Origin of the sequence: Mycobacterium kyogaense, assembly GCF_003254575.1 — a bacterium.
Taxonomy (GTDB): Bacteria; Actinomycetota; Actinomycetes; order Mycobacteriales; family Mycobacteriaceae; genus Mycobacterium; species Mycobacterium kyogaense.
This window is the reverse complement of record NZ_QJUA01000016.1, coordinates 22,533-43,629: the sequence shown is the minus strand read 5'-3', so window position 1 is coordinate 43,629 and position 21,097 is coordinate 22,533. Positions and strand designations below refer to the sequence as shown.

General features: G+C 68.6%; 20 protein-coding genes. 4 read left to right on the top strand and 16 right to left on the bottom strand.

All coding sequences use genetic code 11. The annotated features are described in order from the left end of the window. Positions 1-37: 37 nt before the first annotated feature. The 4 genes from DMB80_RS13240 to metH all read right to left on the bottom strand — a co-directional run bounded on the left by DMB80_RS13240 (position 38) and on the right by metH (position 6,707). Positions 38-1,510, bottom strand: a complete 1,473-nt coding sequence (locus DMB80_RS13240) for a sugar porter family MFS transporter (RefSeq protein ID WP_111510269.1) — start codon at positions 1,508-1,510, stop codon at positions 38-40. Between the two features lie 88 nt (positions 1,511-1,598). Then, complete coding sequence (locus DMB80_RS13235; RefSeq protein WP_111510268.1) at positions 1,599-2,276, bottom strand: HAD family hydrolase; 678 nt, start codon at positions 2,274-2,276, stop codon at positions 1,599-1,601. Positions 2,277-2,338: 62 nt separating this feature from the next. Continuing rightward, complete coding sequence (locus DMB80_RS13230) at positions 2,339-2,917, bottom strand: pyridoxamine 5'-phosphate oxidase family protein (protein ID WP_111510267.1); 579 nt, start codon at positions 2,915-2,917, stop codon at positions 2,339-2,341. Positions 2,918-2,921: 4 nt separating this feature from the next. Beyond that, the gene (gene metH / locus DMB80_RS13225) at positions 2,922-6,707 is read right to left on the bottom strand and encodes a methionine synthase (protein ID WP_111510266.1); all 3,786 of its coding nucleotides are present in this window, start codon (positions 6,705-6,707) and stop codon (positions 2,922-2,924) included. 248 nt (positions 6,708-6,955) lie between these two features. Between metH and DMB80_RS13220 the strand changes: the two genes are divergently transcribed. Further along, positions 6,956-7,834, top strand: coding sequence for a PAC2 family protein (locus tag DMB80_RS13220; RefSeq protein ID WP_046363272.1), 879 nt, complete (start codon positions 6,956-6,958; stop codon positions 7,832-7,834). 4 nt (positions 7,835-7,838) lie between these two features. On the opposite strand, the gene DMB80_RS13215 is transcribed toward DMB80_RS13220, so the two are convergent. From DMB80_RS13215 to DMB80_RS13170, 10 genes are all read right to left on the bottom strand, one after another. After that, the gene (locus DMB80_RS13215; RefSeq protein WP_111510265.1) at positions 7,839-8,831 is read right to left on the bottom strand and encodes a patatin-like phospholipase family protein; all 993 of its coding nucleotides are present in this window, start codon (positions 8,829-8,831) and stop codon (positions 7,839-7,841) included. A gap of 10 nt (positions 8,832-8,841) precedes the next feature. Continuing rightward, entirely contained in the window at positions 8,842-10,281 is a 1,440-nt protein-coding gene (locus DMB80_RS13210; RefSeq protein ID WP_111510264.1) for a DUF1254 domain-containing protein, read from the bottom strand. Beyond that, a complete protein-coding gene (locus DMB80_RS13205) occupies positions 10,278-11,162 on the bottom strand; it encodes an SDR family oxidoreductase (protein ID WP_111510263.1) in 885 nt (294 codons plus the stop codon). The genes DMB80_RS13210 and DMB80_RS13205 overlap by 4 nt, the downstream gene beginning before the upstream one ends. A gap of 40 nt (positions 11,163-11,202) precedes the next feature. Next, positions 11,203-12,441 (bottom strand): cysteine--1-D-myo-inosityl 2-amino-2-deoxy-alpha-D-glucopyranoside ligase, encoded by a 1,239-nt coding sequence (mshC, locus tag DMB80_RS13200; protein ID WP_111510262.1) that lies wholly within the window; start codon positions 12,439-12,441, stop codon positions 11,203-11,205. 70 nt (positions 12,442-12,511) lie between these two features. Further along, complete coding sequence (locus tag DMB80_RS13195) at positions 12,512-13,297, bottom strand: 3'(2'),5'-bisphosphate nucleotidase CysQ (protein ID WP_111510316.1); 786 nt, start codon at positions 13,295-13,297, stop codon at positions 12,512-12,514. Next, on the bottom strand, positions 13,297-14,112 hold the full coding sequence (locus DMB80_RS13190; RefSeq protein WP_111510261.1) for an SCO1664 family protein: 816 nt from the start codon (positions 14,110-14,112) through the stop codon (positions 13,297-13,299). The genes DMB80_RS13195 and DMB80_RS13190 overlap by 1 nt, the downstream gene beginning before the upstream one ends. Further along, on the bottom strand, positions 14,096-14,683 hold the full coding sequence (locus DMB80_RS13185; protein WP_111510260.1) for a DUF3090 domain-containing protein: 588 nt from the start codon (positions 14,681-14,683) through the stop codon (positions 14,096-14,098). Before DMB80_RS13185 ends, DMB80_RS13190 begins: the two co-directional genes overlap by 17 nt. 42 nt (positions 14,684-14,725) lie before the next feature. Continuing rightward, the gene (locus DMB80_RS13180; protein WP_111510259.1) at positions 14,726-15,436 is read right to left on the bottom strand and encodes a histidine phosphatase family protein; all 711 of its coding nucleotides are present in this window, start codon (positions 15,434-15,436) and stop codon (positions 14,726-14,728) included. Continuing rightward, positions 15,433-16,263 carry an undecaprenyl-diphosphate phosphatase gene (locus tag DMB80_RS13175; RefSeq protein ID WP_048422659.1) on the bottom strand — a complete coding sequence of 277 codons (831 nt, stop codon included), beginning with the start codon at positions 16,261-16,263 and terminating at the stop codon, positions 15,433-15,435. The genes DMB80_RS13180 and DMB80_RS13175 overlap by 4 nt, the downstream gene beginning before the upstream one ends. Before the next feature lie 44 nt (positions 16,264-16,307). Beyond that, positions 16,308-16,619, bottom strand: a complete 312-nt coding sequence (locus tag DMB80_RS13170; RefSeq protein WP_046363275.1) for a hypothetical protein — start codon at positions 16,617-16,619, stop codon at positions 16,308-16,310. Between the two features lie 180 nt (positions 16,620-16,799). On the opposite strand from DMB80_RS13170, the gene DMB80_RS13165 reads away from it, so the two are divergent. Genes DMB80_RS13165 through DMB80_RS13155 form a run of 3 tightly spaced genes read left to right on the top strand, consistent with a single transcriptional unit; the run spans position 16,800 to position 19,125 of the window. Beyond that, positions 16,800-17,792, top strand: coding sequence for a YncE family protein (locus tag DMB80_RS13165; protein WP_420812178.1), 993 nt, complete (start codon positions 16,800-16,802; stop codon positions 17,790-17,792). Further along, positions 17,789-18,052, top strand: a complete 264-nt coding sequence (locus tag DMB80_RS13160) for a DUF5703 family protein (protein WP_046363262.1) — start codon at positions 17,789-17,791, stop codon at positions 18,050-18,052. Before DMB80_RS13165 ends, DMB80_RS13160 begins: the two co-directional genes overlap by 4 nt. Next, positions 18,052-19,125 carry a quinone-dependent dihydroorotate dehydrogenase gene (locus DMB80_RS13155; protein WP_111510257.1) on the top strand — a complete coding sequence of 358 codons (1,074 nt, stop codon included), beginning with the start codon at positions 18,052-18,054 and terminating at the stop codon, positions 19,123-19,125. Before DMB80_RS13160 ends, DMB80_RS13155 begins: the two co-directional genes overlap by 1 nt. On the opposite strand, the gene DMB80_RS13150 is transcribed toward DMB80_RS13155, so the two are convergent. Both DMB80_RS13150 and DMB80_RS13145 read right to left on the bottom strand, forming a co-directional pair. Continuing rightward, the gene (locus DMB80_RS13150; RefSeq protein ID WP_111510256.1) at positions 19,122-19,661 is read right to left on the bottom strand and encodes a YbhB/YbcL family Raf kinase inhibitor-like protein; all 540 of its coding nucleotides are present in this window, start codon (positions 19,659-19,661) and stop codon (positions 19,122-19,124) included. The two genes, DMB80_RS13155 and DMB80_RS13150, sit on opposite strands and share 4 nt — an antisense overlap. 26 nt (positions 19,662-19,687) lie before the next feature. Continuing rightward, the gene (locus tag DMB80_RS13145) at positions 19,688-21,022 is read right to left on the bottom strand and encodes a M20/M25/M40 family metallo-hydrolase (protein WP_048422655.1); all 1,335 of its coding nucleotides are present in this window, start codon (positions 21,020-21,022) and stop codon (positions 19,688-19,690) included. Positions 21,023-21,097: the final 75 nt, after the last annotated feature.

Genomic DNA, 21,097 nt, shown 5'->3' with positions numbered 1-21,097 from the left:
CAAGAGCCGCGATCGGCCGGTCCCGCAGCGCCAAGCCCTAGGTCGCCGCAGTCTTGTCCTGCTGCAGGATCTCGCCGTGCATGTCCTCCAGCGACACGCCCTTGGTCTCCATCACCCAGCGCCAGACGAACAGACCCGACAGCACCGCGCACAGGCCGTAGAAGCCGTAGGCCAGGCCGAGGTGCTCCCGCAGGCCGGGGAAGGTGACGGTGATCAGCCAGTTGGCCGCCCACTGCCCCGCGGCGGCCAGTCCGAGCGCGGCGGCGCGGATGCGGTTCGGGAACATCTCGCCGAGCAGCACCCACACCACCGGGCCCCACGACATGCCGAACGCGACGACGAACAGGTTGGCCGCGATCAGTGCGATCGTCCCGGATGCGCCGGGCAGACTGGGAGTGCCGTCGGGGTTGAGCGTCGCCTGACCGAAGATCACCGCCATGGTGACGAGCGTGACCGCCATGCCCGTCGACCCGATCAGCAGCAGTGGCTTACGGCCGATCTTGTCGATCAGCGCAATCGCGATCAGCGTGGTCAGCACGTTGATCACCGAGGTGATCACGGTGAAGATCGCGGAGTCGTCGGCGCTGAACCCGACGGCCTGCCACAGCACGTTGCTGTAGTAGAAGATCACGTTGATGCCGACGAACTGCTGGAAGATCGACAGCCCCAGGCCCACCCAGACGATGCCGTAGATCCCGCCGGTCGGCTTCTTCATGTCCCGCCAGGACGGCTTGTCCTCGCGCTCGAGCGTCTCCTGGATCCGGCTGATGGTGATCTCGAGGTTCTTCTGGCCCAGCAGCCGGGTCAGCACCCGGCGTGCCTCCGGGATTTTGTGCGTGGCAACGAGATAGCGCGGGGATTCGGGAATGGTGAACGCAAGCGCGCCGTAGACGACCGCGGGCACCGCCATCGCCAGGAACATCCACCGCCACGCATCCAGGCCCATCCAGAGGGGCTCGTTGGGTCCGCCGGCCAGCCACTGCAACAGGTAGTTGATCGCGAACGAGGCGAAGATGCCCGACACGATGGCCAGCTGCTGCAGCGAGCCGAGCCGGCCGCGGATGCCGGGCGGTGACGTCTCTGCGATGTAGGCCGGCGCGATCACCGAGGCGACTCCGACGCCGATGCCGCCGACGATCCGGAACAGCACCACCGTCCACACCTCGTGTGCGAAGCCGGTACCGAAGGCGCTGATCAGGAACAGCACCGCGGCGATCTTCATCACCGCGATACGGCCGATCTTGTCGGCGATCCGGCCGGCCGTCATGGCTCCCGCGGCCGCGCCGAGCAACGCCGAGGCCACTGCGAAACCCAGCTCGGCGTTGCCGATGCCGAAATCCTCCTGGATGGAGTCGACCGCGCCGTTGATCACCGCACTGTCGTAGCCGAACAGCAACCCGCCCAGCGCAGCGACCGACGCGATGCGGATCGCGGTCTTGCCCGAGGAGAAGTCCTCACCCTCGGCGAAAATCTCGGGGCCTTCCCCGACTGGACCACCTTGACCGGCCATCAGACACCCTTCCGCACCCTCGCGTGATACCCGTCACATTCAATCACTCGTGACCGACGGTCGGGGGCATTCCCACAAGTGCGGGGGTTTATGCGCTGTGCAGCTCGCGATCGATCTCGGAGTGGATACGGCGCAGATCCACCGCGCCGAGCCCCGCCAGCGAATCGGCATGGCGGCGCCGGATCCCGCCGGGGACGGGGACGTCGTTGGGTACCACCAACACTGCGCAGCCGGCCTTCTCCGCGGCTGCCGCACCGGTCACCGAGTCCTCGACAGCGAGGCACGTGGCGGGGAGCAGGCCGAGCACCTCGGCCGCGCGCAGATACGGATCGGGTTCGGGCTTACCGCTGGCCACCTCGTCAGCGCACACGGTCACCGAAAAATAGTCCCGTCCAATGCTGTTGAGCGCCCGTTCGGTCAGCGCACGCTGCGTGTTGGTCACCAGAGCCATCGGAACATCGGCGGCGGCAAGTGAATCGAGCATCTCGCGGGCACCGTCGCACCACGGCAGACCGCGATCGAACAGCTCACCGGTGTAGGTGTGGAGCCAGCGAATCGAATCGGCCATCGCGTCCGGATCGGGGTCGAGACCGAGCTCGGCATACACCGTGACCATCGTCTCCTGCGCCGACGCGCCGACCAGCGCGGTCCGGGTCTCGCGACTCATCTCGCCGCCGAACGATTCGTAGAGCGCAGACAGCGAGACGTCCCAGAGCTTTTCGGAGTCGACGAGCGTGCCATCCATGTCCCACAGCACCGCTTGCACCCGGCAATTGTGTCACGCGGGCGGGGCCACGAGCCAATCTGCGAACCCCACCGAGGCGACGATCACATCGACGACTGACGCGGCAGCGGATGATCGGGCTCCAGCGCCGGGAGGCCGTCGATGCTGCGGCCGTTGTCCCCGGCGATGCGCCGCGCGAACTTCTCCTCGGTCACCGTCGCGTGGTAGTCGTCGAGGACCGGCCGCTCGCCGACGAGTTCGTAGTAGGGCACCGCGAATCCGCACGCGTCGGCGATGCGTTCGACGTCGATGACGACCGCGGACCGAACCCCTGGATGCTCCCCGTCGAAACACGAAGCGACGCGAGCGAACTCGGCATCGTCCGGACGCACCACCCGCCCGGTGCCGTACAGCCGCAGGATGCGTGACTGCCGGGTGAACGAGCAGAACATCACGGTGATGCGCCCGTTGTCCCGCAGGTGGGCGATCGTCTCGGCACCGCTGCCGAACAGGTCGAGGTACGCCACGGTCCGGTCGTCGAGAATCGCGAACGTGTCACGATATCCCTTGGGCGACAGATTGATCCGACCTTCCGCCGACGGCGCCGTCGCCACGAAGAACATCGCCTGGGCGGCGATGAACTCGCGCAGCGACTCGTCGAGCCGGGCGAACACCTTCGCCACCTGATCAGTCCTCCGGGTTGTAGCCCAGATTCGGGGCGAGCCAGCGTTCGGCCTCGGCCAGCGTCCAGCCCTTGCGACGGGCGTAGTCGGCGACCTGATCCTGGGCCAGCCGCCCGATCACGAAGTACTGCGACTGCGGATGCGAGAAGTACCAGCCGCTGACCGCGGCGCCAGGCCACATCGCCATCGATTCGGTCAGCTCGATACCGGTGCGCGCGGTGACGTCGAGCAGATCGAACAGCGTCACCTTCTCGGTGTGCTCCGGGCAGGCGGGATAGCCTGGCGCGGGCCGGATTCCGACGTAGCGCTCCCCGATCAGATCGGCGTTGTCGAGCTGTTCGTCGGGCTGGTAGCCCCAGAACTCCTGGCGCACCCGCTGATGCATCCGCTCGGCGAACGCCTCGGCGAGCCGGTCGGCCAGCGACTCCAGCAGGATCGCGCTGTAGTCGTCGTTGGCCTTCTTGAACTCGGCGATCTTGTCTCCGCTGCCCAGCCCGGCGGTGACGGCGAACGCACCGACGTGGTCGGCCAGCCCGGTGTCTTTCGGCGCGATGAAGTCGCCGAGGCTGCGGTTCGGGATCCCGTCGCGGTGCTCACCCTGCTGGCGCAGGTTACGCAGCGTGGTCAGCACCTCGGTGCGGGTGTCGTCGGTGTAGACCTCGACGTCGTCACCGACGGCGTTCGCGGGGAAGAAGCCGATGACCCCGTTGGCGGTCAGCCACTTCTCCTTGATCGCGGTGTCCAGCATCTCCTGGGCGTCCTCGTACAGCTTGCGGGCCGCCTCACCTGACGCCGGGTTGTTCAGGATGTCGGGGAACCGGCCCTTCATCTCCCAAGCGTTGAAGAACGGCTGCCAGTCGATGTACTCGCGCAGCTCGGCCAGGTCGTAATCCAGGAACTCCCGCACCCCGAGGCCCTGTGCCGGGACCGGTGGCGTGTAGCCCTCCCAATCGATCGGCGTCCGGTTGGCGCGCGCCTTCTCCAGGGTCAGCATCGGCCGCTCGTTCTTCTGGGCGTGCCGCTCACGCAGTGAGGCGTAGTCCTTGGCGGTGGCCTCGAGCAGGGCCGGCCGCTGCTTGTCGTCGAGCAGCGCGGCCGCCACCGGCACTGAACGCGACGCGTCCTTCACCCACACCACCGGACCGCTGCGCCGCGGCGCGACCTTGACGGCCGTGTGCGCTCGCGACGTGGTGGCCCCGCCGATCAGCAGCGGGATCTCCAGGCCTTCGCGCTCCATCTCGACGGCGAAGTTGACCATCTCGTCCAGCGACGGCGTGATCAGTCCCGACAGCCCGATGATGTCCGCGTCGTGTTCCTTCGCGGCCTCCAGGATCTTGGCCGCGGGCACCATCACGCCGAGGTCGATGACCTCGTAGTTGTTGCACTGCAGCACAACCCCGACGATGTTCTTGCCGATGTCGTGGACGTCGCCCTTGACGGTCGCCATGATGATCGTGCCGTTGGTGTCCTTCGCGGCCGCGGCACCGTTGGCTTCCTTCTCCGCCTCGATGAACGGAAGCAGGTAGGCAACAGCCTTTTTCATCACGCGCGCCGACTTCACCACCTGGGGCAGGAACATCTTGCCGGAGCCGAACAGGTCTCCGACGACGTTCATGCCGTCCATCAGCGGGCCCTCGATGACCTCGATCGGCCGGCCGCCCGCCGCGTCGATCTCGGCGCGCAATTCCTCGGTGTCGTCGTCGACGTGGGCGTCGATGCCCTTGACCAGAGCGTGGGTGATGCGCTCGCGCACCGGGAGCGAGCGCCACTCAGCCGCTGCCGGGTCCTCACCTTTCTCGGTCTTGTTGAACCGCTCGGCGATCTCCAGCAGGCGCTCGGCGGCGTCCTCGCGCCTGTTCAGCACGACATCCTCGATCCGGTCCCGCAGCTCGGGGTCGATCGAGTCGTAGGGCACCAGTGCGCCGGCGTTGACGATGCCCATGTCCAGGCCGGCCTTGATGGCGTGGAACAGGAACACCGCGTGGATCGCCTCGCGCACCGGGTTGTTGCCGCGGAACGAGAACGACACGTTCGAGATGCCGCCGGAGATGTGCACGCCCGGCAGGTTCTCCTTGATCCAGGAGCACGCCTCGATGAAGTCGATGCCGTAGGTGGCGTGCTCCTCGATGCCGGTGGCCAGCGCGAAGCAGTTCGGGTCGAAGATGATGTCCTCGGCCGGGAAGCCGACCTCCTCGGTCAGGATCCGGTAGGCGCGCCCGCAGATCTCCTTGCGGCGCTCCAGGTTGTCGGCCTGGCCCTGCTCGTCGAAGGCCATCACGACCACGGCCGCGCCGTACTTGCGGCACAGCTGGGCCTCGCGGACGAACTTCTCCTCGCCCTCCTTGAGCGAGATCGAGTTCACGATCGGCTTGCCCTGCACGTTCTTCAGGCCCGCCTCGATGACCTCCCACTTCGAGGAATCGATCATCACCGGCACGCGGCTGATGTCGGGTTCGGCCGCGATCAGCTTGGTGAAGCGATCCATCGCGGCGACGCCGTCGATCATGCCTTCGTCCATGTTGATGTCGATGACCTGCGCACCGACCTCGACCTGCTGCAACGCCACGGACAGCGCGCTGTCGTAGTCCTCGGCCTTGATCAGGTTGCGGAACCGGGCCGAGCCGGTGATGTTGGTGCGCTCACCGATGTTGACGAACAGCGAGTCTTCGCTGATGTTGAGGGGCTCGAGGCCCGACAGCCGGGTCGCGACGGGGATCTCGGGCAGCTGACGGGGCGGCTTGCCGTCGACGACCTTGGCGATCTCGGCGATGTGCGGCGGCGCGGTGCCACAGCACCCGCCGACGAGGTTGACCAGGCCCGCCGAGGCGAACTCGGCGATGTAGGAGGCCTGCCGCTCGGGCGATTCGTCGTACTCACCGAACGCGTTGGGCAGACCGGCATTCGGGTAGCAGGACACGAACGTGTCGGCGATGCGGGCCACCTCGGCGATGTAGGGCCGCATCTCGGGGGCACCCAGCGCGCAGTTCAGTCCCACCGCGAGCGGCCGGGCGTGCCGGATCGCGTTCCAAAAGGCCTCGGTGACCTGACCGGACAGGGTGCGGCCGGACGCGTCGGTGATGGTGCCCGAGATGATCAGCGGCCAGCGGCGGCCGCGCTGCTCGAACAGCGTCTCCACGGCGAACACCGCGGCCTTGGCGTTCAGCGAGTCGAAGATCGTCTCGATGATCAGCAGATCAGAACCGCCGTCGACCAGGCCGTTGGCCGCCTCGAGGTAGGCGGCGACCAGTTGGTCGTAGGAGACGTTGCGAGCGCCGGGGTCGTTGACGTCGGGCGAGATCGACGCGGTCCGCGTCGTGGGCCCGATCGCGCCGGCCACGTAGCGGGGCCGCTCCGGGGTGCTGAATTCGTCCGCGGCCTTACGGGCCAGCGCGGCGCCGGCGTAGTTCAGCTCGTAGCTGAAGTCCGCCATGTCGTAGTCGGCGAGCGAGACCGCGTTCGCGTTGAACGTGTTGGTCTCGAGGATGTCGGCGCCCGCTTCGAGGTACTCGCGGTGGATACCCTCGATGATCTGCGGCTGCGTCAGTGTCAGCAGGTCGTTGTTGCCCTGCAGTGCGGTCGGCCATTCGGTGAATCGGTCACCGCGGTAGCCCGCCTCGTCGGGCCGGTCGCGCTGGATCGCGGTACCCATCGCACCGTCGATCACCAGGATGCGTTCGCGCAGCGCGGCCTGCAGTTCTTCGGTGCAGTCCGGGCGCACGTTCGGCGTGAACTCCGATGCCGTGGTGCTCGTCGTCTCTGATGTCACAGCGGTCACGTGCACTCCTTCCATGACGGAAGGCGTCCTTGACTCTGCCGAGCGTGGCGGATACCGGCGCAGGAGACCGGACCCGTTGCAACGCCTCTCGACCTGGATGAGTCTACGTCGTCGTTCAACTGACTTCTGGACGCCTGTGGGCGGTGGCCTGCAGGGGATCAACCCGTGTGCCGACGAGCCTATTTCCTCGTCGGCCCACGAGCAGGCGTCGGGGGGCGGGTCGATGCCCGTCATCTGACCCCCGGAGGGCTTAGGCTGGATTGGTGACCCACCCGGATTTCGGCGGTCCCAAGCGACCTGACCTGCCCGACCTGCGCGACACGATCGTCGTCGCTGCCTTCGAGGGCTGGAACGACGCGGGTGACGCGGCCAGCGATGCTGTCGAGCATCTCGACGCGATCTGGGAGGCGGACACCATCGTCGAGATCGACGATGAGTCCTACTACGACTACCAGGTCAACCGGCCGGTGATCCGCCAGGTCGACGGCGTGACCCGCGAGCTGGTGTGGCCGTCGATGCGGATCTCGCACTGCCGGCCGCCGGGTGCGGATCGCGACATCGTGCTGATGCACGGTGTGGAACCGAACATGCGGTGGCGCACCTTCTGCGCGGAACTGCTGGCGATCGCCGACAAGCTCAACGTGCAGACCGTCGTGATCTTGGGCGCGCTGCTCGCCGACACCCCGCACACCCGCCCGGTCCCGGTGTCGGGTGCGGCCTACTCCTCCGACTCGGCGAAGACGTTCGGCCTCGAGGAGACCCGCTACGAGGGGCCGACCGGGATCGCCGGCGTGTTCCAGGACGCCTGTGTGCAGGCCGGAATCCCTGCGGTGACGTTCTGGGCCGCGGTGCCGCATTACGTGTCGCAGCCGCCCAACCCGAAAGCGACCGTGGCATTGCTGCGCCGCGTCGAGGACGTCCTCGACATCGAGGTCCCGTTGGCCGACCTGCCCGCGCAGGCCGAGGAATGGGAGCAGGCGGTCAGCGAGATGACCGCCGAGGACGACGAGATCGCCGAATACGTGCAGTCCCTCGAGGAGCGCGGCGACGCAGAGGTCGACATGAACGAGGCGCTGGGCAAGATCGACGGTGACGCCCTGGCCGCTGAGTTCGAGCGCTATCTGCGCAGACGAGGGCGCTAGCGGCTCAGCGGAACCGCGCCAGGTACTCCGACCAGTTCCATGTGGTCAGGAAGCCCCGGCCGGCCCGTGCACCGTCGTCGTAGAGTGCCGACTTCTGCTGGGTCGACAGCCCGAAATCCAGCACACCGATGTCGGCCGTGTCGATGCGGATCGTGCGGGCGCTGACCCACGGCTGATCCAGATAAGCCTGGTCGCGACCGACCAGGGTCGTGGTGACCACCCGTTCGAGCAGGGTCGGCCCGCCGAACAGGTGCACCGGCCGCAGCGCCGGGATGACCTGCTCGTTGTCCGCGGGCAGCGTGGGTAGCAGCGTCACCCCGAACGTCGGCCATCGCGGCGGCGCGCCGTCGGTGCGGTCGAGCGAGTCGATCGGGAAGTTCGACAGCAGCCCACCGTCGACGAGCGTCGACTCACGCCCGTCGGCTGCGGTCACGGTCGCGGGCCGGAAGAAGAACGGGATGGCCGTCGAGGCACGTACCGCATCGGCGACCGACTGTCGGTCCGGGTCGAGGCCGTAGACGCGCCGGTAGTCCCAGGGCAGGCGCACGAGCAGGCCCCGCGTGACATCGGCGACGGTGACCACCAGTCGATAGCGCCGTTCGGGTGGCAGCTCGGGATCGTCGATCGCCAGATCGGCGAACGTCTCGACGCCGTAGCGGGCCAGCTGCTCACCGATCCAGCGGTGCAGGGCGTCGCCACGATAGATTCCGTCGCCGCTGAGCACGCCGGCCACCGGACCCAGCACCGGGATGCGTTCGATCGGGCCGGGGTCCAGAAACCGCCGATAGTCGATGCTGACGGCGAGGTCGGCCAGCAGGGCCGAGGACAGGTCGCCGCGCTGGGCGGCCGCGGCCACCAGGGAGCCGACCAGCGCGCCGGCCGACGTGCCCGACACTCGCTGCGGGGTGTAATTCGCCTCGACCAGTGCCGCCACCGCGCCGGCGAGCGCGATGCCCTTGACCCCGCCGCCGGAGAGGACCAGATCGGCCTGCTTCACCGCCGCCAGGTTAGACCTTCACCGGCTGGGGCGGCTTCCACGTGCCGTTGAGGGCGTCGGGCTTGGGCCAGTACAAGCGCAGCACCAGCGAGAACGGCCCCTTCGGCGCGGGCAGCCAGTTCGACTCGCGGTCCAGTCCGGGGGAACCGTTCTGCACATAGAAGGTGTAGCCGCCGTCGGGGTCGGGGACCAGGCTCGGCAGCATCGGCGAATTGATCAGGTAGCGGTTGATCGGGTTGGCCACCAGCAGGCTCTGCGGCTGCTCGTACATGGTCAGTGACCAGAACGCGTTGACCGGCGGCAGCTGGCCCTTCGGGAAGTGGAACGTGTAGTTGTTGGTGCCGTTGAGCGGCGCGCCGGTCGAGTCGTTGGTGAAAATCGGATACAGCGCCTCGGCGGCGGTGTTGCCGTAGATGCCGAACACCGCGCCGGCCATCCGGTAGAGGTAGTCGCCTTTGAGATCCTGGCGGCTGCCGAAGAACTGCGCCGAGCCGACCTTGCCGGTGTCGATGTCGTTCTTCTTCAACGCGTCGAGCTCGGCCCAGGCGTCGGCCATGCCGCTCTCGATCGCGCTGCGCATCTCCGGGGCCAGCTTGTCCGCGTCGAAGTCGCCGTCGGGGCCGACGCCGATGCGGGCGAAGCGTTCTCGCAGCTCCTTCTCCTCGGGCAGCGTCGGCGCGAACCGCAGCGCGAAGTTCAGGATCTCGAAAAACTGCGGTGACGTGCGCTGCTGGTCGGGGGTCAGCGGCGGCACGAAATCGATCGGCGGCGCGGGTGCGGGCGAGGGCTGGTTCAAAAAGACCGACAGCGGCGCCACCTGGTAGCCGACCTGGATCTTCTTGACCTCGTCGATGTCGGACGGCCCGAACAGCTGCGTCCGGTAGAGCACCATGGCGAGCTCGGTGTCCGAGCGGATCACCTCGTCGATCCCGGCGGGCTTCTCACCCTTCCAGTCCGGCCCGACCAGCAGGAATTTCCCGCCGCCGTTTCCGGTGGTGCGGCTGCCGATGTAGGCGAAGTTGTAGGTGTAGCCGTCGACGAACTGCAGCGAGTAGTACCTGTCCTGCTGTATGGGCGGGACGGTCAGCACGAGCGGTTCGGTACGCAGGTCGGCACCCGCAGCCGAGTACGGCGTGTCGGAGTTGGGGGTCTGGATCGTGGTGTCGGCGGGGGTGAACACCTGGGCGGTGCTGTGCAGCTCGTTCCAGCCACCCTTGTACTGGGGGTTCTGCTTGTCGACGAAGTAGGTGTACTGCACCCGGTAGTTGTCGACGATCGGGAAGCCGTAGATGTAGGCCTCCTTGGCGATAGCGCGGGCTTCCTCCGGGGTCACCGGTGCCGGGGTCGACGCGGCCGAGGACGACGACGACTGCGGCTGGTCGCTCGCGGTTCCGCTGCACCCGGCGACCAGAATCATCGCGAGCATCGTGAACAGGGCCTTGATCTTCATTTCGGCTGGGTCTCCAGTTCTTCGGTGCGGGCGCTCATCGACCGGCCGAGCGCCGCGACCTGGGCATCCATCCGCGGCAGCAGGCCGGGGACGAACCTGCGGACGGGTTGCTCACCGAGCGGAGTCGACAGCAGCGGTTTGAGCATTCGGATCGCCCCGACCCAGCCGGGACAGTTCACCTGGCGTCTGCGTCCCTCGATACCGGCGACGAACGCCTTTCCGCACGCTTCGACCGACGTCGTCGTGCTGAGCGGATACGGCAGCTTGCTCAGCATCTCCCCGAAGGTCGAGAGGTCCTTCTTGGCGTCCTGCACCAGCGGGGTGTCGATCCACGACATGTGCGCAGACCCGACATCGACGCCGCGGTGGGCCACCTCGAGGCGCAGCGCGTTGGCGAAGTGCTCGACGGCGGCCTTCGACGCGTTGTAGGGCGCCAGCCCGGGCGCCGCCGCATAGGCGGCGAGCGACGACACGATCAGCACGTAGCCGCGCCGTTCCAACACCGCGGGCAGCGTCGCGCGCACCGTGTAGAAGACGCCGGTCACGTTGACATCCATCAGCGTGCGGAAGGCCTCGGGATCGACCTGCAGCACCGACCCGTAGGCGGAGATGCCCGCGTTGGCCAGCGCGATGTCGATGCCGCCGAACTTCTCGATCGCCGCGGCGGCGGCGGCCTCCATCGCGGGCAGGCTGCGGACATCGGCGATCTCGGTGTGCACGCGTGCGCCGCCCAGCTCTGCGGCCAACGCGGTCAGCGGACCTTCGTCGAGATCGGTGAGAACCACGTTCGCACCTCTGGCATGCAGCCGGCGCGCCACTTCCGCGCCGATGCCCCGTGCCCCACCCGTGATGAACGCCGTCTTACCTGCCACCGATCCCATGGCGGCAACCTACTCCACGCGTGTCAGAGAACAGCGGATGTCACAGGGAGATGCCCAGCAGGGCGTCGATCGCCGTCGCGACCGTGCCGCCCGCCGTCGCATCGTGACCACCGTAGGACAGCGCGTCGGTTGCCCAACCATCAAGAGCACCAAGGGCTTTGGGGGTGTCCAGATCATCGGCGAGGTACTGCCGGACACGAGCGACGACATCGGCGGCGTCCGGCGCGCCGGCGAGCGCGGTCGCGCTGCGCCACCGGTGCAGGCGCTGCTGCGCCTCCTCCAGGACCGCGGGACTCCAGTACCGGTCTTCGCGGTAGTGGCCCGCGAACAGGCCGAGCCGGATGGCGGCAGGGTCGACCCCGTCGCGGCGCAGCTGGGACACCAGCACCAGGTTGCCGCGGCTCTTGCTCATCTTGTGACCGTCCCAGCCGATCATCCCGGCGTGCACGTAGTGGCGGGCGAATCGTCGCTCCCCCGTGACACATTCGGCGTGGGCGGCGGAGAACTCGTGGTGCGGGAAGATCAGATCGCTCCCCCCGCCCTGGATGTCCAGCCCGGTGCCGATGCGGCTCAGCGCGATCGCGGCACACTCGACGTGCCAGCCCGGCCGGCCCGGCCCGAACGGCGCCGGCCAGCTGGGCTCGCCCGGCCGCTGCGCCCGCCAGAGCAGGGCGTCGAGCGGATCGGCCTTACCCTGCCGGTCGGGATCGCCGCCGCGCTCGGCGAACAGCGTCAGCATGGTGTCGCGGTCGTATCCCGACTCGTAGCCGAACTGCACCGTGGCGTCGGCCCGGAAGTAGACGTCGGGGTACTGCGCATCGTCGACCACGTAGGCCGCACCCGAGGCCAGCAGCTTCTCGGTGACCTCGACCACCTCGTCGACGGCTTCGGTGGCGGCCACGTACTCGCGGGGCGGCACCACGCGCAGCGCGGCCATGTCCTCACGGAACAGGTCGATTTCGCGGTCGGCGAGCTCACGCCAGCCGATGCCGTCCCGCTCCGCGCGTTCGAACAGCGGATCGTCCACGTCGGTGATGTTCTGCACGTAGTGCACGTCGTGGCCGGCATCGAGCCAGACGCGGTACACCAGGTCGAATGTCAGATACGTGGCCGCATGGCCCAGATGCGTGGCGTCGTACGGGGTGATCCCGCACACGTACATCGTCGCCGTGTCACCGGCGCTGACCGGCCGCACCTGACGGTCGGCGCTGTCGTAGAGCCGCAGCTGCGGACCCCGACCTGCGAGCACCGGAACACTCGGCGCCGACCACGATTGCATGGCATCGACTCTAGACATCAGGGTGTGCGACAACGTCGCCGGCCGTTTCATTCCCCGGTTCGTCACCGCTCTAGAGCCGGCGCGTCGAATGAATGACCTCGAGCAGGGGCCCGGCCACCTCGGGTCGGCACATCAGAAGGTCGGGCAGATACGGGTCGCGGCGGTTGTAGATCAGCGGCGAGCCGTCGATACGGGTGGCGTGCAGCCCGGCGGCCCACAGCACGCCGGCAGGCGCGGCCGAGTCCCACTCCCACTGCCCGCCGGCGTGGATGTAGGCGTCGACGTCGCCGCGGACCACGGCCATCGCCTTGGCGCCGGCCGAGCCGATCCGGACGAGCTGGATGTCGAGGTCGTCGCGCATGCGCCACAGCACTGCCGGCGGCCGGCTGGCGCTGGCGGTGATCCGGATCGGTCCGTCGGCGCGGGGCGGCGGCGCGGTGACGGTGTCCGTGCGGTACACCTCGCCACGCGCGGGGAGGGCGACCGCGGCATCGGTGATCGCCCCATCTCCGTCAGAAGTGCGCTGCCACAGCGCGATGTGGACGGCCCAGTCCGCCCGGCCCGGCATCGAGTACTCGTGCGTGCCGTCCACGGGGTCGACGATCCACACCCGGTCGGCGTGGACGCGGGAGACGTCGTCGGCGGCCTCTTCGGAGAGCACCGCATCGCCGGGTCGGGCGCGGCGCAATCGATCCAGGATCAGCGTGTTGGCTCGCCTGTCACCGGCGTCGCCGAGTTCATAGGGGTCGTAGAACCCGTATTGGGTGCGCATCGACAGCAGCAGCTCACCGGCCTCGGCGGCCACGGTCGCGGCCAGTGCTGCGTCGGTCGGCTCCGCCGGATCAGTAGACCGCATCAGAACGCCGGCCACGGGATCGGGCGGCGCCGGTCCGGTGTCGGCATCACCGGGTTTCGCAGCAGCGCAACCACTCTGGCGCGCAGCGCGGCAACCTCCCGCGGGGTGATGTGGCAGCACAGCTCGGCACCCAGATCGCCGCGCAGGGCCTCGCCGAGCGCCTCGATGTCGGCCAGCGTCTGATCGTCGACCGGCTTGCCCGCCCATCCCCACAGCACGGTGCGCAGCTTGTCCTCGGTGTGCAGTGTCACGCCGTGGTCGACGCCGTACACCCGGCCGTCGACGCCGCTCAGGACGTGCCCGCCCTTGCGGTCGGCGTTGTTGATCAGCACGTCGAAAACCGCGAGGCGGCGCAGCCGGTCGTCGTCGGCGTGCACCAGGGTGACCTCGTCGCCGGCGTAGTCGTAGGCCTGCAGGATGGGCAGGAATCCCGGCGGCACCTTGCCCGCGGGGACGAGGTCGATGAGGTCGGGACCGCTCGGCTCCGCGGCCTCGGCGTCCCCGTCACCGTCCTCCGGCTGATCCACCCACCGCTGCACCATGCCGGGGCCGGCGGGACCGTCGCGAACGATGGTGTGCGGCACCAGGTTCCAGCCCAACGCTTCGGAGATCAGATACGAAGACGCCTCGCGGCCGGCCAGGGTTCCGTCGGGGAAGTCCCAGAGCGGAGCCTCACCGCGCACCGGCTTGTAGACACAGTGCACCACGTCTTCGGCCAGCGTCGCCTCGCACAGGAACGTCGCGTTACTCGCGGAGCGGATGCGGCCGAGGACACTCAGTTCACCACGCTCGAGGACCTCAGAGGTCGTCGTCATCGTCGGACCCGGCCAGCGCGCCGCGCCGGTAGCCGTTGGTGCGGACGCAGATGTGGCCTTCGGGGTCCAGTGGTTCGTCACACAGCGGGCACGGGGGCCTGCCCGCCGAGATGACGCGGTTCGACCGGGTCGCGAACTGGCGGGCCGATTCGGGGGTCAGGAAGACCCGCACCGCGTCGGGTCCGTCCTCCGCGTCGTCGAGGACCACCGACGCGTCGAACTCCGTGTCGGAGACCGCGAGCAACTCCACGACGACCGTCTGGGCCTCCGAATCCCAGCCCAACCCCATCGTGCCGACCCGGAACTCGGCATCCACCGGCGTCACCAGCGGGCTCAGGTCGTCGACCTCACCGGTGTCCGGCGGGATCGGGGTGCCGAAGCGGCGATTGATCTCCAGCAGCAGCGCCGCGATCCGCTCGGCCAGCACGGCCACCTGCTGCTTTTCCAGCATCACCGAGACCACACGGGTGTCGTGCACCGCCTGCAGGTAGAACGTCCGATTTCCGGGTTCGCCGACGGTCCCGGCCACGAAGCGGTCGGGGGTGCGGAAGACGTGGATTTCACGGGACATGACTCTGCCCAAAATACCGTCGTCCAAAATGCCGTGCGTAGCTCATCCGGCGGAACCGCCGACCACGGCGTCACCGGCGGGCACCTCGGGCTTGTCCCCGTCGGTTTTTTCCGATGCCGGCGGCGCCGTCAGTGCGGAGTTCAACGCCGGGCCCGTGTGGTTGACGTGGATCACGAACGGCCGGATCGCCGTGTACCGGACGACGCTGACCGACGCGGGGTCGGCGTTGATCCGCTGAAAGCTGTCCAGGTGCGTGCCCAGTGCGTCGGCCAGCACCGACTTGATGACGTCACCGTGCGTGCAGGCCACCCACAGAACGTCGGCGCCGTGCTCGGTGGCCAGCCGGCGATCGTGTTCCCGGATCGCGGCCACCGAGCGCGCCTGCACTGCCGCCAGACCCTCCCCGTCGGGGAAGACCGCCGCACTGGGCTGCTGCTGCACGACCGCCCACAACGGCTCCTTGACCAATTCGCCGATCGCGCGCCCCGTCCAGGAGCCGTAGTCGACCTCGACGATCCGCTCGTCGACGACCGGCTCGAGGCCCAACGCGGCCGCCAGCGGCTCGACGGTGCGCTCGCACCTCAGCAGCGGCGAGCGCACGATCGCGCGGATGGGGAGCTCGCCGAGCCGCTCGACCAGCGCCTGCGCCTGTTCCCGGCCACGATCGTCGAGATCCACGCCGTCGGACCGGCCTGCGAGCGTGTGGGCGGTGTTCGACGTCGATCGACCGTGCCGCAGCAGCAGAACGGTCATGTCGCTGCCACCACCCCGGTACCGAGCAGGATCAGCACGACCGTGCCCAGCACCACGCGGTAGCCCACGAACCAGTACATGCTGTGGCGGACCAGGAATCGCAGGAACCAGGCCACCGCGGCGAATCCGACCACGAACGCGATCAGGACGGAGACCAGCAGCTGCGGGCCGGTGGCGCTCATCCCCTCGCTCACCGGCTCGAACGCATCGGGCAGCGAGAACAGCCCGGAGGCGAACACCGCGGGGATGGCGAGCAGGAAGCCGAAGCGCGCGGCGAGTTCGCGGTCCATTCCGAGGAACAGGCCGGCGCTGATCGTCGCACCGGAGCGCGAGACACCCGGCACCAACGCGAGGCACTGCGCCAGGCCGACGATCACGCTGTCGCGCCAGGTGAGCTGTTCCACCCGCCGGGTCTGCCGGCCGTAGTACTCCGCCGCGGCGATCACGACGGAGAAGACGATCAGCGCGGTGGCGACCAGCCAGAGGTTGCGTGCCCCGGTGCGGATCTGGTCCTTAAACAGCAGGCCGATGATGCCGATCGGCAGCGTGCCGATGATCACCCACCAGCCGAGCCAGTAGTCAGCGCTGCGATGCGCGGCGACGAAGAGGCCGTTGAACCAGGCCTTCAGGATGCGGCCGATGTCCTTGGCGAAGTACAGCAGCACCGCCGCCTCGGTCCCGAGCTGGCTCACCGCGGTGAACGAGGCGCCGGCGTCGTCGTCGAAGAAGACCCGGGACGCGATGGCCAGATGCCCAGACGAGGAGACCGGCAGGAATTCCGTCAGGCCCTGCAGGACCGAGAGGACAACGACCTGAAGCCACGACATGGCGGGGACGTCAGTCACGTCGAAGACCGTACCGTGGAGCGGGCTCAGCGTCCGTTCCGCGCCACCGGGCGCGCTCCGGCGACGGCGTCGCGCACCGCCGCGGTCATGCTCCGCTCATCCGTCAGATCGATGTCGGTGAGCTTGCGGGTGGCCATCGCGACGATGTCGTCGTTCGACGGGACCAAACCGCGCAACCGCGGCCGGTACACCTCGACGACCAGCCACAGGCGCTCGAGGTGGAACGAGAAGGTGCGCCCATCGCCCACCTGGCCGTAGCCACTGGCGTGCACCCCGGTGATGATGTCCTCGAGCACGAAGCCGTCAAGGCTCGCATCGCGATCCATGGCCAGCGTCATGGTCTGTACCATACGCTCGCCGAGCCGTTCGCACCGTGCAGATAGGGCCGAAAGTCCTTTCCGGACCCGAATTTTTCGGCGCCTACACTGGCTGTTCGATCAAGATCTGGACGCACCACGGAGAGCTACCCCTTGCAGCGCCGTTCAAACAGTCTTTCCCAGCCGTTTCGTCACGCACTGGTGACGCTGGCAATCTTGCTGGTCGCCGCATGTTCTTCCGACAAGGCGGAGGCGCCCCCGCCGACCATCTCACCGGCCACCGCCGCCGACTCGCCCACCGTGACCGCAGCCCCCGCGGGCACCGTGCGGCCGTCCCCTATCGGCGCATTTGCCGCCGTCGTCGACCCGGCCACTCGGGCGCTGGTCGTGCTGAGCACCGACCGTCCGGACCGCGCAACGGTGACGATCATCGACCCGAACGGCGCGCAGACCCCGGTTCCGCTCCCCGGTGGGGCCACCGCGATGACCGCCGACGGACCCGGGCGGGTGGCGGTGGCAGTGCGCGGGGGTTACGCCGTGCTGGATGTGGCGGCGCGGGCGCTGTCCCGCGTCGCGGTGAGCGGCCGCGAGGACGCTGAGTTCACCGCGATCGCTCGGCGCGGCGACGGCCGGATGGTGCTCGGCGATGCCGGCGGGACGGTGTACACACTGGCCGCCGACAACACGGTCGCCGCGTCGCTGAAGATCTTCGCCCGGGTGGACGGCATCGTCACCCAGGGTGACACCGCGGTGGTGCTCGACCGCGGGCAGACCTCGGTGACCAGTCTCAACGCCGAGGGAACCAGCGCCGACCTGGCCCTGCGCGCCGGCGACGGCGCCACCACGATGGTCGCCGACCCCAACGGTCGGGTCCTGGTCGCCGACACCCGGGGCGGCGAGCTGCTCGTCTACGGGGTCGACCCGCTGATGTTGCGGCAGCGCTATCCGGTGCCGGACTCGCCCTACGGACTGACCGCGTCGGGCGGGAAGAAAGTGGGACTCGCGTGGGTTGCCCAGACGGCGACCAACACGGTCGTTGGATACGATCTGGCGACCGGGATTCCTGTCGAGAAGGTGCGATATCGAACCGTGCAGCAACCGAACACGCTGGCTTTCGACGATGCGTCGGACACCCTGTACGTGGTGTCCGGCACGGGCGGTGGTGTCCAGGTGATCCCCCGGGCGACCTCATGAGTACCGGTTCACGCGGCAGGATGCCGGCGACGTGGCGTCAGGCCGTCGCGGAGGATTCCGGTGAGTACGAATGGATTCCGTTGCGGCTGCCGCCCGATGTGACCAGGGTGAGCGCGTCGGTGCGGCTGTCGATCGAGGCGGAGTACCGCGGGTGGGAGCTGACCCGGGTGCGGCTCTACACCGACGGCAGCAGACGGGTGCTGCTGCGCCGCAAGAAACGTGGCGACGCCACGCAGAATCCCGATCAGCCGGCCCTGTGATGTACGCAGCGCTGCGCCGCGCGATGTTCCTGGTTCCGCCCGAGCGGATCCACCACGTCGTCTTCGCCGCACTCCGGGCCGCCACCACCCCTCGCGCCACTCGACACATGTTGGCGCGCAAGTACTCCGACTACGATCCCGCACTCGCCAGCACGGTGTTCGGGGTGCGCTTCCCCGCGCCGCTCGGGCTGGCCGCCGGATTCGACAAGGACGGGCTGGGCGCGAACACGTGGGGCGCGCTGGGATTCGGCCACGCCGAGCTCGGTACCGTGACGCCGCGACCGCAGCCGGGCAACCCGGCGCCGCGACTGTTCCGGCTACCCGAGGATCGGGCGCTGCTCAACCGCATGGGTTTCAACAACCAGGGGGCGTCGGCGCTGGTGCGCACCCTGGCGCGGGCCACCCCGCAGGTGCCCATCGGGATCAACATCGGCAAGAACAAGACGACACCGCCGGACGCGGCGGTCGACGACTACGCGGACTGCGCGCGGCTGCTCGGGCCGCTGGGCAGCTACCTCGTCGTCAACGTCAGCTCACCGAACACACCCGGGCTGCGGGACCTGCAGTCGGTCGAGTCGCTGCGCCCGATCCTGACCGCCGTCGTCGCCGCCACGTCGACACCGGTGCTGGTCAAGATCGCGCCGGACCTCGCCGACGACGACGTCGATGCCGTCGCCGATCTGGCCGTGGCCTGCGGCCTGGCCGGAATCGTCGCCACGAACACGACGATCTCGCGCGACGGCCTGCGCACGCCCGGCGTCGCGGAGCTCGGCGCGGGCGGGGTGTCCGGACCGCCGGTGGCGCGCCGCTCTCTGGAGATTCTGCGGCGGCTGCACCGGCGGGTCGGCGAGTCCCTGGTGTTGATCAGCGTCGGCGGGATCGAGACCGCCGACGATGCGTGGGAGCGCATCACCGCGGGCGCCTCGCTGCTGCAGGGTTACACCGGCTTCGTCTACGGCGGCGGCTCGTGGGCTGCATCGGTCAACCGCGGGGTCGCAGAACGCTTGCACCGCAACGGTTTCAGCAGCCTCAGCGAGGCCGTCGGCTCTGGGGCGGACTCAGGGACGGTTTAGCCCTTGTTCTCGTAGGTGCCGGTGATCAGCGCGCGAGCGATCGCATGGCTGAACAGGTTGAAGCCCAGATAGGCGGGCGTGGCGTCCTCGGGCACATCGAGCTTCTCGACGTCGACGGCGTGCACGGCGACGATGTAGCGGTGGGGTCCGTGTCCGGGCGGCGGGGCGGCACCGATGAAGCGCTTGAGCCCGGCGTCATTGGACAAAGTGACCGCGTCGCCGGGGAAACCCTGGCTGCTGCCGTCGCCGACACCGGCGGGCAGGTCGGTGACCGTGGCGGGCAGGTTGAACACCGCCCAGTGCCAGAATCCCGAACCCGTCGGCGCGTCGGGGTCGTAGACGGTGACCGCGAAGCTGCGGGTCTCCTCCGGGAAGCCGGACCAGCTCAGCTGGGGCGACACGTCGTCACCGCCGGCGCCCATGATCCCGCTGACCTGATCGTTTTCCCAGGTCTCGCCGTCTCGGAACGACTGCGAGGTGAGCGTGAAGGTGGGCAGCTCAGGCAGAAACGAGTAGGGATCGTAGTCAAAAGCCATGCGAGAGGCGTCCTTTCAGTCGGTTGTCAGCTGTGCAGGAGAAAGTGTTCGAGCACCTGCGCGCCGAAGGTCAACGCGTCGACGGGTACCCGTTCGTCGACGCCGTGGAACAACGCGGCGAAATCGAGATCCGGCGGCAGCCGCAGCGGCGCGAACCCGAAGCAGCGGATGCCCAGCCGAGCGAAGTGTTTGGCGTCCGTGCCACCGGAGAGCATGTAGGGCACGGTGCGCGCGTCAGGATCGGTGGCCAGGATGGCACCGTTCATCGCCTCGAGCAGCTCACCGTCGAACGGTGTTTCGTACGAGGGCAATTCGGTGACCCACTCACGCTTGACGTCGGGGCCGATGATCTCGTCGACCTCTTTTTCGAACGCGGCGAGCCGACCGGGCAAGACGCGACAGTCGACCATGGCCTCGGCCGTGGCGGGGATGACGTTGGCCTTGTAACCGGCCTTGAGCATCGTCGGGTTCGCGGTGTCGCGCAGCGTGGCGCCGACGATGCGGGCGATGCCGCCGAGCTTGGCCACCGCTCCCTCGATGTCGGGCGACGTGGCGTCGAAGGTGTAGCCGGTCTCCTCGCTGACAGCGGCGAGGAACTGCTCGACCGATTCGGTCAACACGATCGGGAACTGGTGGCGGCCGAGTTTGGCGACGGCCTCGGCGACGGCGGTGACGGCGTTGTCGTCGTGCACCATCGAACCGTGCCCGGCGCGGCCGCGGGCGGTCAGCCGCATCCACATCATCGCCTTCTCGGCGGTCTCGATGAGGTAGAGCCGGCGGTCGCCGCCGTCGCGGCGCGGCACGGTGAGCGAGAAGCCGCCGACCTCGCCGACAGCCTCGGTGACGCCCTCGAACAGATCGGGGCGGTTCTCCACCAGCCACTTGCAGCCGTAGTTGCCGCCCGCCTCCTCGTCGGAGACGAACGCGAACACCAGGTCGCGGGGCGGGGTGATGCCGGCCCGTTTGAAATGGCGGGCGACCGCGATGATCATCCCGCACATGTCCTTCATGTCGACCGCGCCGCGGCCCCAGACGTAGCCGTCCTCGACGGCGCCGGAGAAGGGGTGCACGCTCCAGTCGGACGCCTCGGCCGGCACCACGTCGAGGTGGCCGTGCAGCATCAGGGCGCCCCGCGAGCGGTCAGCACCTTCGAGGCGGGCGAACACGTTGGCCCGGCCGGGCGCGCCGGCCTCGATGTACTCGCAGGTGTAGCCCACCTCTTCGAGCTGACTCGCGACCCAGCGGGCGCACTCGGCCTCCCCTTTGGTGGTGGCGAGCTCACCGGTGTTCGACGTGTCGAAGCGGATCAGGGAACTGACGAGGTCCACGACCTCGTCGCTGGGTGTCAGGGGACCGCTCACGCTCCCTTTCCTACCACCCGCTGCCGGTTTGGGTCCGAGCCCACCGATCCGTTAACCTAAGCTGCCTTCGAACAG

What these genes read in the sequence shown, in the direction of transcription:
- DMB80_RS13240 (WP_111510269.1), bottom strand. Translation starts at nt 1,510, where the DNA reads ATGGCCGGTCAAGGTGGTCCAGTCGGGGAAGGCCCCGAGATTTTCGCC.
- metH (WP_111510266.1), bottom strand. Translation starts at nt 6,707, where the DNA reads ATGGAAGGAGTGCACGTGACCGCTGTGACATCAGAGACGACGAGCACC.
- DMB80_RS13210 (WP_111510264.1), bottom strand. Translation starts at nt 10,281, where the DNA reads ATGAAGATCAAGGCCCTGTTCACGATGCTCGCGATGATTCTGGTCGCC.
- DMB80_RS13205 (WP_111510263.1), bottom strand. Translation starts at nt 11,162, where the DNA reads ATGGGATCGGTGGCAGGTAAGACGGCGTTCATCACGGGTGGGGCACGG.
- mshC (WP_111510262.1), bottom strand. Translation starts at nt 12,441, where the DNA reads ATGCAATCGTGGTCGGCGCCGAGTGTTCCGGTGCTCGCAGGTCGGGGT.
- DMB80_RS13195 (WP_111510316.1), bottom strand. Translation starts at nt 13,297, where the DNA reads ATGCGGTCTACTGATCCGGCGGAGCCGACCGACGCAGCACTGGCCGCG.
- DMB80_RS13190 (WP_111510261.1), bottom strand. Translation starts at nt 14,112, where the DNA reads ATGACGACGACCTCTGAGGTCCTCGAGCGTGGTGAACTGAGTGTCCTC.
- DMB80_RS13185 (WP_111510260.1), bottom strand. Translation starts at nt 14,683, where the DNA reads ATGTCCCGTGAAATCCACGTCTTCCGCACCCCCGACCGCTTCGTGGCC.
- DMB80_RS13180 (WP_111510259.1), bottom strand. Translation starts at nt 15,436, where the DNA reads ATGACCGTTCTGCTGCTGCGGCACGGTCGATCGACGTCGAACACCGCC.
- DMB80_RS13175 (WP_048422659.1), bottom strand. Translation starts at nt 16,263, where the DNA reads ATGTCGTGGCTTCAGGTCGTTGTCCTCTCGGTCCTGCAGGGCCTGACG.
- DMB80_RS13170 (WP_046363275.1), bottom strand. Translation starts at nt 16,619, where the DNA reads ATGACGCTGGCCATGGATCGCGATGCGAGCCTTGACGGCTTCGTGCTC.
- DMB80_RS13160 (WP_046363262.1), top strand. Translation starts at nt 17,789, where the DNA reads ATGAGTACCGGTTCACGCGGCAGGATGCCGGCGACGTGGCGTCAGGCC.
- DMB80_RS13155 (WP_111510257.1), top strand. Translation starts at nt 18,052, where the DNA reads ATGTACGCAGCGCTGCGCCGCGCGATGTTCCTGGTTCCGCCCGAGCGG.
- DMB80_RS13150 (WP_111510256.1), bottom strand. Translation starts at nt 19,661, where the DNA reads ATGGCTTTTGACTACGATCCCTACTCGTTTCTGCCTGAGCTGCCCACC.